Raw genomic sequence first — 6,164 nt, 5'->3', positions numbered from 1 at the left:
CCCGCCGCTATCCGCCGTCGACGTTTCCGATCTGGTCCGCGGCCCGCGCGCATCCCGCAAACTGTTTGGCTACCAGGGCCTGCCGGCGACCGACATCGCCGCGATCGAAAACCTGATCAGCCGGGTGGCTGTCCTCAAGGACCACCACCCGGAGATCGCTTTGCTTGAGTTCAACCCGGTGCTGGTCTCGGCCACCGGACTGGTCATCCTCAGCACCGACATTATGGTCGGCAACCCGCAGCGTCGCACCGACAGTGCACGACGGGCCATGCGGGACTAACGACGACGCCGGCCGCCGTCCTGGGTGAACGGCGCGCCCTACCGGTCGCCGGGTTAGGTGGCGGGTGCCCGGGTGGGGGAAACTGGAGGTATGACATCGCTTTCCGCTGAACGCCGCAGCCTCGACGCCTCCCTGGAACGGGCAGGATTTTATCCGCGCCTGGTGGCAGACACGGTGCACGACGCCCTTGACGGTCGGGAACCGCTCTCCCATGTGGTGCACCTCGAAACCCACTTCGAACGCAACGAGGTTCACCGCCATATCACCGTGCTGGTTCTCACCGAGGACATGCTGGTGATCACCCACGTCGACGACCAGCAGCTGGACGAGGACGGGCAGCAGATGATGGCCCAGGTTTCCACCGAGTCCGTCCCGGTCAGCCAGATCCGCTCAGTGGTCCTCAGCTACCTCTACGCCCAGCCCCAGGACTACAAGCCTTCCGACCAGGCTCGGGAGCTGACCCTCGCCATTGCCTGGTCCGGCGGGCAGCGCCTGGACATGGGTCCGGCCGGGTGCAGCGACCCCCAGTGCGACGCCGACCACGGGTACACCGGCACCATTTCCCAGGAAGACATCGTGCTGCGCGTCAGCGCTGAGGCCGACGGTATGCAGGCGGTCCAGAACGCGAAATCATTCGCCAGGGCCCTGCGGAAGGTAAACACAGCCAACCCGGTGATGCCGGGTGCCGGCAGCACCGTCAGCCCGACGCCGCGCAGGCAGCCCGGCCTCGGCGCCCGCTTCAGCCGAACCCACCACCAGGGCTAGCCGCTGGTGGAATCTCTGACCGAACACCGGGAGCCTCTTCCGGCGGCGCCGCCCTATGGGCGCAGCACCGTCGCCGAGGTCTTCACCAGCGCGGCGGCGGCCCTGGGACTGGACTCAGCGTCCGGCCCCTTCCTCAACGCCCTGGGCTTGCCCACGGCCTCACGAGTGTGTGTGGTGGTGGTCGACGGGCTCGGCTCCTCATTGCTGAAGAAACGCGGCGGTCACGCACCGTTCCTGCGCCGTCATCTGGACGGCGCACGAACCCTCAACTCGGCTTTCCCCTCAACAACAGCCGCATCCCTCGGGAGCCTGGGCACCGGCCTGCCGCCGGGCAAGCACGGGCTGGTTGGCTACGATGTACTGGACCCGGAGCAGGGGAAAGTCGTCAACATGTTGGGCGGGTGGGACCCGGGAGTCGATCCGCTGCAGTGGCAACCGTATCCCTCAGTCTTTGAACAGGCGGCCGGGCAGCTCCCGGTGGTCAGCGTGTCCCTCCCCAAATTCGCCGACTCTGCAATGACCAGGGCGGCGTTGCGGGGCGGCAGTTATGTGGCGGCGGGAACACTCCAGGCCCGGGTGCGCGGCGCCCATGAGCAACTCTCTGCCTCCGACCGGGCGCTGGTCTACCTGTATCTCAACGAGATGGATAAGGCCGGCCACCGCTACGGCTGCGGCTCGGCCGAATGGGGCAACCAGTTGGAGGATGTTGACTCAGCGATCAGGACCCTCGCGGCACGCGTACCGTCCGATACGCTGTTGCTGCTCACCGCCGATCACGGGATGGTCGACGTCGACGTCGACCACCGCCACGATTTCTCCACCCAACCGCAACTCATCGACGGGGTGGCCCACACCGCTGGCGAGCCGCGGATGCTCCACTTGTACTTTGAACCGGACCTGTCCCCCCGAGGGCAGGAACGACTCCTGGCGGCGTGGCGGGACGCCTACGGCCGGCTCGCATGGATCTTCACCCGCGACCAGGCCGTTGACGCGGGCCTGTTTGGCGAGGTCGATCAGCGAGTGCTGCCCCGCATCGGAGACCTCATGATCGCGGCGCGGGAGCCCATCGCGTTATACGATCGCCGTCGGACCTCCGCGTCGGCCATGGAAGTGGTCGGCCAGCATGGCTCGCTCACCCGGGCCGAGCGGGAAGTCCCACTCCTGACCCTGAACCGCCCGGGAGGGAAGGGCACCCGTGGCTGAGCTGATCTTTTTCTCCGGCACCATGGACTGCGGGAAGTCCACCCTGGCGCTGCAGATGGACCACAACCACCGCGCCCGCGGCCGGGCCGGTCTGCTCTTCAGCTCCCATGACCGGGCGGGGGAGGCAATGATTTCCAGCCGGCTCGGGTTACAGACCCCAGCGGTGGAAGTCACCGACACCACCGACTTCTGGGCCGAAATTGTCAGGCGCCGGACGTCAGCTGAACGGGTGGACTACCTCATCTGCGACGAGGCCCAGTTTTATCTGGGCGAGCAGATCGATCAGCTGGCCCGTATCGTCGACGAGATGGACGTGGACGTGTTCGCGTTCGGTATCACCTCCGATTTCCGCACCAGGCTCTTTCCCGGTTCGCAGCGGCTCATCGAACTCGCCGACCGGATCCAGGTCCTTCAGGTGGAGGCGCTTTGCTGGTGCGGGCGCCGGGCAACCCATAACGCGAGGACCGTCGACGGCGTCATGGTAGTTGAGGGCGACCAGATGGTGGTCGGCGACGTTGAGCTGGCCTCGGAGCCGCGGGATCCGCTCCAGCCGGAACTACCGCTCACCGGCGGCTCGGTTGCCGAGTCCCCGCACGCACCAGTGACAGGCTATGAAACACTCTGCCGGCGCCATCACACGCGGAGGGTCACCCTGAGGACCGCTACGGCGATGAAAAGCAACGAGATGTTGCTGCCGTTCGCCTAGGAGCAAGCGGCAACCAGGAAATCCCCGGCGACCTACTCGTTCACTGCGACTAGTCGCTTTTGGTGCCGAAGACGATTTCGTCCCAGCTGGGGACGCTGGAACGCTTCGGCCGGATCTTGCGATCCGATGCTTCCTCAACCGGTTTCGCTGATCGATCGGACGCTGATCGATCGGATGCTGATCGATCGGACGCTGAGGCGTGCTCGGGAGCGGGACCGCGATCCTCGCGTGGTTCGGTGGCTTCCGGCCCGGGCTGTGCTGGCCGATTCGGGCGGGCAAAAATGCTGATTTCCCGGGTTTCGGTGCTGACCGATTCGAAGAGTCTTGGTGTGCCGTCGCTGTAGGTCGCTTTGCCCTCAATGCCGGACTCGACGTCGTCGGCAACTGACGGGGCCAGACTCAGGCCAGCGAACTTGCGTGGCTCGACGTCGTCGTCATCAGTTGAGGCGGGGGTTTCCGTCCCATCGTCCTCCGTGGGGCGGGGATGGGCTGCCGGAATCGCCCCCTTGGCCAGCAGATGAGCCAGGGCGTCATCGCCGTCCTCGTCCACGCCGAGACGCTGGCCACGGCGGGACCGGAGGACGTCGAGCAGGTTGTCTGAGGCTTCTTCCTCTTCGGGTGCAGCCTCAGGGGTTTTCTGCGCTTCAAAGTCGAAGACATGATCAGCAACGGCGCTGAGCCGCCGTGTGGGCAGGGGGCCGTCGAGCGGTTCCAGTTCGCTGAGCAACTGGGCCCACCGGTTGGTGTTCAGGACGGTTTTCCGGCTGGGGTTGAACGTCCACTGAGCGGGAGGTTCCTCCCCGACGGTGACCCTGGTGTCTGGTGCCAGATCAAAACGTGCCACCACGTTCCAGAGTCCATCCTGGCGTCGCCAGGCGTCCCACTCAACAGCGTTGGCATCGACCCCATACGCCTGCAACCGGTATGCGACCATGTCGCCGAGTTGGGCGGGGTTTTCCCCGAAGGCTGACCGGTAGCCGTCGTTCGAAGGCACGGCAGAGGAAACCTCCACCCGCTGGGCCAGAATGGCCATATAATCGCGTTCGGCTCGCACTGGCCCTTCATATCGGAGCACCTGCGCAAGGTCCTGGCCGGACTCGTCGACGATATCCTGGGCAGTGGCACCGCTGCGGATGCGGGACTGGATATCGCGGGGTGAGAGCGGAACAATTGGTTTGCCTGCGGGGGGAGGTGGAGTGCTGATCTTGTGCTGTTCCATTGGGCGGGTGACCGCCATGCGCAGCGCTTCGTTGATCGGCAGGCTGAAGTTGGAGCCGTCCTCACCGTTCAAGTGCAGGTGTCCGCCGTCCTCGTGAACACCCACCAGCCGTAGTTCCTGCATGAAAATCCTCCGAGCCGACAATGCTTCCTTACCCTGAAACTCTGCCACCTGAAGGCCGACATGCCTACTACACCCGTGGTGTGGCGCGGAAGTTTCGACGCCGATTGGGATCAGAGTGGGTTGTTCAGCGACAATCTTTGGCGTACGGGCACAAAATACCGGCTGTCAGCGTTGGACTCGACGTTGGACAGTCCCGACTAACCAATCTCACAGCACACCGGAGAGTGAACCCCCAATTATGGCGACCGATTACGACATGCCGCGTACCACCCCCGAAGACGCCGGGGACGCCTCAGTTGAAGAGTTGAAGGCCCACCGCGCTGGCCACCAGTCACCTGTGGTTGACGAAGACGAGATCGAGGCCGCGGATTCCTTCGAACTCCCGGGAGCTGACCTTTCCAGCGAAGAGATCCAGGTGCTGATTCTTCCCGCGCAGGCCGACGAATTCACCTGTGCGTCATGCTTCCTTGTCCGGCACCGTTCCCAGATCGCCAAACACGTAGACGGGCTTGCCTACTGCAGCGACTGCGAAGGCTGATCGGCCCGGCGAGGGAGGAAGCGTCAGCCGGCGAGGGCTGCCACCAGGCGGTCCGGTCGCCGGGTGGACGTCAGCCAGTAGGGAGTGGGGTCATCCGGGTCGGTGATCTCCACCCGGACAACCGGTGAGATCCAGCCGCGAATACACAGGTAGGCAATCCCATTGAGCTGCGGCCCTCGCTGCGCGGTGGCGTCTTCACCGGTGTAGGCGGCAGCGCCGCCCAGGAAGCGGCGCTCGATCGTGGCACGCCCCACCGTCAGGTGTGTTGTGGTTACCACGATCCGGGGGGTTGACAGGACCAACAAGGTGCCGAGGACCACTGCAACCACAGTCGCAGCAATAAACCCGGTGGTGAGATTGATCGGAGCAAACGTGACCACTGATGCACCTGCCGCTCCCGCCGCGACCAGCCAGATCCAGAGGGCGGGCCACAGCCGCTCCTCGTAGAGGACAGTGCTGACTGATGATCCTGGCGCGGGTGTTGACATACCCCTACCTTCCCAGATTTTCCTGGGTAGTTCATCCTCGCCCGTTGGCCTGCCGGTACCCGGTGATCGTTCAGGTTTTCGCGCTAGAGTGAAGGCCTAACCCCGATCACTTTCAAGGCAGCTGGAGTATGAACGTGCTGGACCCACAGCGGAGACTTCCCGTGCAAATCAAACTGCTCGACGCCGGGATGGCCCCACCCGAATATGCGCAGCCGGGTGACGCCGGAGCTGATCTACGGAGCCGCATCGACTTCCGGTTGGCGCCGGGTGAGCGTTTGCTGGTGCCTACCGGTCTGGCCATCGCTCTACCGGACGGGTACGTTGGGCTGGTCCATCCCCGGTCGGGTCTGGCCACGAAGCACGGGGTGACGGTGGTGAACGCACCTGGCACCATTGACGCTGGTTACCGGGGCGAGATTGCTGTCACCCTGCTGAACACTGACAAAACCGAATCGCTGGCGTTTCAACGAGGGGACCGGATTGCCCAACTCCTCATCCAGCGGGTCGAGCACGCCGAATTTACCGTGGTTGAAGAACTCCCCGGATCAGTGCGCGGCAGCGGGGGCTTCGGCTCCACCGGAGGCTACAGCGTTGATGCTGCTGCCGCTCCGACTCACGCATAACCTCAAGGATATCCAGACCAGGAACCCCCTCCCGGAGGATCCACACACCCAAGGAAAGGAACCCAATCATGGTTTTTGGGCGCCTGAAGAAGAAGCAACAGAATCTCCCGGCTGAAGACACGACACCCGCTGACGCGCCGGTCGAGGTAACCGAAACTGCCGAGGCCGCTGAGCCAACGGGCCCCGCAGCCACCACGGACACGGCCGAGCCGACGGACG

At 64.6% G+C, this 6,164-nt stretch carries 9 protein-coding genes; 7 read left to right on the top strand and 2 right to left on the bottom strand.

Annotated features, from left to right (window positions below):
- The 4 genes from B384_RS17155 to B384_RS0100030 all read left to right on the top strand — a co-directional run.
- Positions 1-280: acetate--CoA ligase family protein (locus B384_RS17155; RefSeq protein WP_035766029.1), on the top strand; the 280-nt coding region annotated here is incomplete at its 5' end.
- A gap of 90 nt (positions 281-370) precedes the next feature.
- Positions 371-1,045 carry a DUF5998 family protein gene (locus B384_RS0100040; RefSeq protein ID WP_019481102.1) on the top strand — a complete coding sequence of 225 codons (675 nt, stop codon included), beginning with the start codon at positions 371-373 and terminating at the stop codon, positions 1,043-1,045.
- Positions 1,046-1,051: 6 nt separating this feature from the next.
- The gene (locus B384_RS0100035) at positions 1,052-2,248 is read left to right on the top strand and encodes a nucleotide pyrophosphatase/phosphodiesterase family protein (RefSeq protein WP_019481101.1); all 1,197 of its coding nucleotides are present in this window, start codon (positions 1,052-1,054) and stop codon (positions 2,246-2,248) included.
- Positions 2,241-2,954, top strand: coding sequence for a thymidine kinase (locus B384_RS0100030; protein ID WP_019481100.1), 714 nt, complete (start codon positions 2,241-2,243; stop codon positions 2,952-2,954). The genes B384_RS0100035 and B384_RS0100030 overlap by 8 nt, the downstream gene beginning before the upstream one ends.
- A gap of 49 nt (positions 2,955-3,003) precedes the next feature.
- On the opposite strand, the gene sepH is transcribed toward B384_RS0100030, so the two are convergent.
- On the bottom strand, positions 3,004-4,296 hold the full coding sequence (sepH, locus tag B384_RS0100025) for a septation protein SepH (RefSeq protein WP_019481099.1): 1,293 nt from the start codon (positions 4,294-4,296) through the stop codon (positions 3,004-3,006).
- 60 nt (positions 4,297-4,356) lie between these two features.
- Here sepH and B384_RS20940 point away from each other — a divergent pair, with 60 nt between their 5' ends.
- Together B384_RS20940 and B384_RS0100020 are read left to right on the top strand one after the other, a co-directional pair.
- Positions 4,357-4,497 (top strand): hypothetical protein, encoded by a 141-nt coding sequence (locus B384_RS20940; RefSeq protein ID WP_162148071.1) that lies wholly within the window; start codon positions 4,357-4,359, stop codon positions 4,495-4,497.
- Between the two features lie 37 nt (positions 4,498-4,534).
- Positions 4,535-4,834 (top strand): DUF4193 domain-containing protein, encoded by a 300-nt coding sequence (locus B384_RS0100020; RefSeq protein ID WP_019481098.1) that lies wholly within the window; start codon positions 4,535-4,537, stop codon positions 4,832-4,834.
- 23 nt (positions 4,835-4,857) lie between these two features.
- On the opposite strand, the gene B384_RS0100015 is transcribed toward B384_RS0100020, so the two are convergent.
- Positions 4,858-5,322 carry a DUF3093 domain-containing protein gene (locus B384_RS0100015; protein WP_019481097.1) on the bottom strand — a complete coding sequence of 155 codons (465 nt, stop codon included), beginning with the start codon at positions 5,320-5,322 and terminating at the stop codon, positions 4,858-4,860.
- A gap of 128 nt (positions 5,323-5,450) precedes the next feature.
- On the opposite strand from B384_RS0100015, the gene dut reads away from it, so the two are divergent.
- On the top strand, positions 5,451-5,945 hold the full coding sequence (dut, locus tag B384_RS0100010; RefSeq protein ID WP_019481096.1) for a dUTP diphosphatase: 495 nt from the start codon (positions 5,451-5,453) through the stop codon (positions 5,943-5,945).
- Positions 5,946-6,164: the final 219 nt, after the last annotated feature.

The organism is Arthrobacter sp. TB 23, assembly GCF_000294595.1.
GTDB lineage: Bacteria > Actinomycetota > Actinomycetes > Actinomycetales > Micrococcaceae > Arthrobacter_D.
Note: the sequence above shows the minus strand (reverse complement) of the source record. Positions and strands in the feature narration are given on the sequence as shown.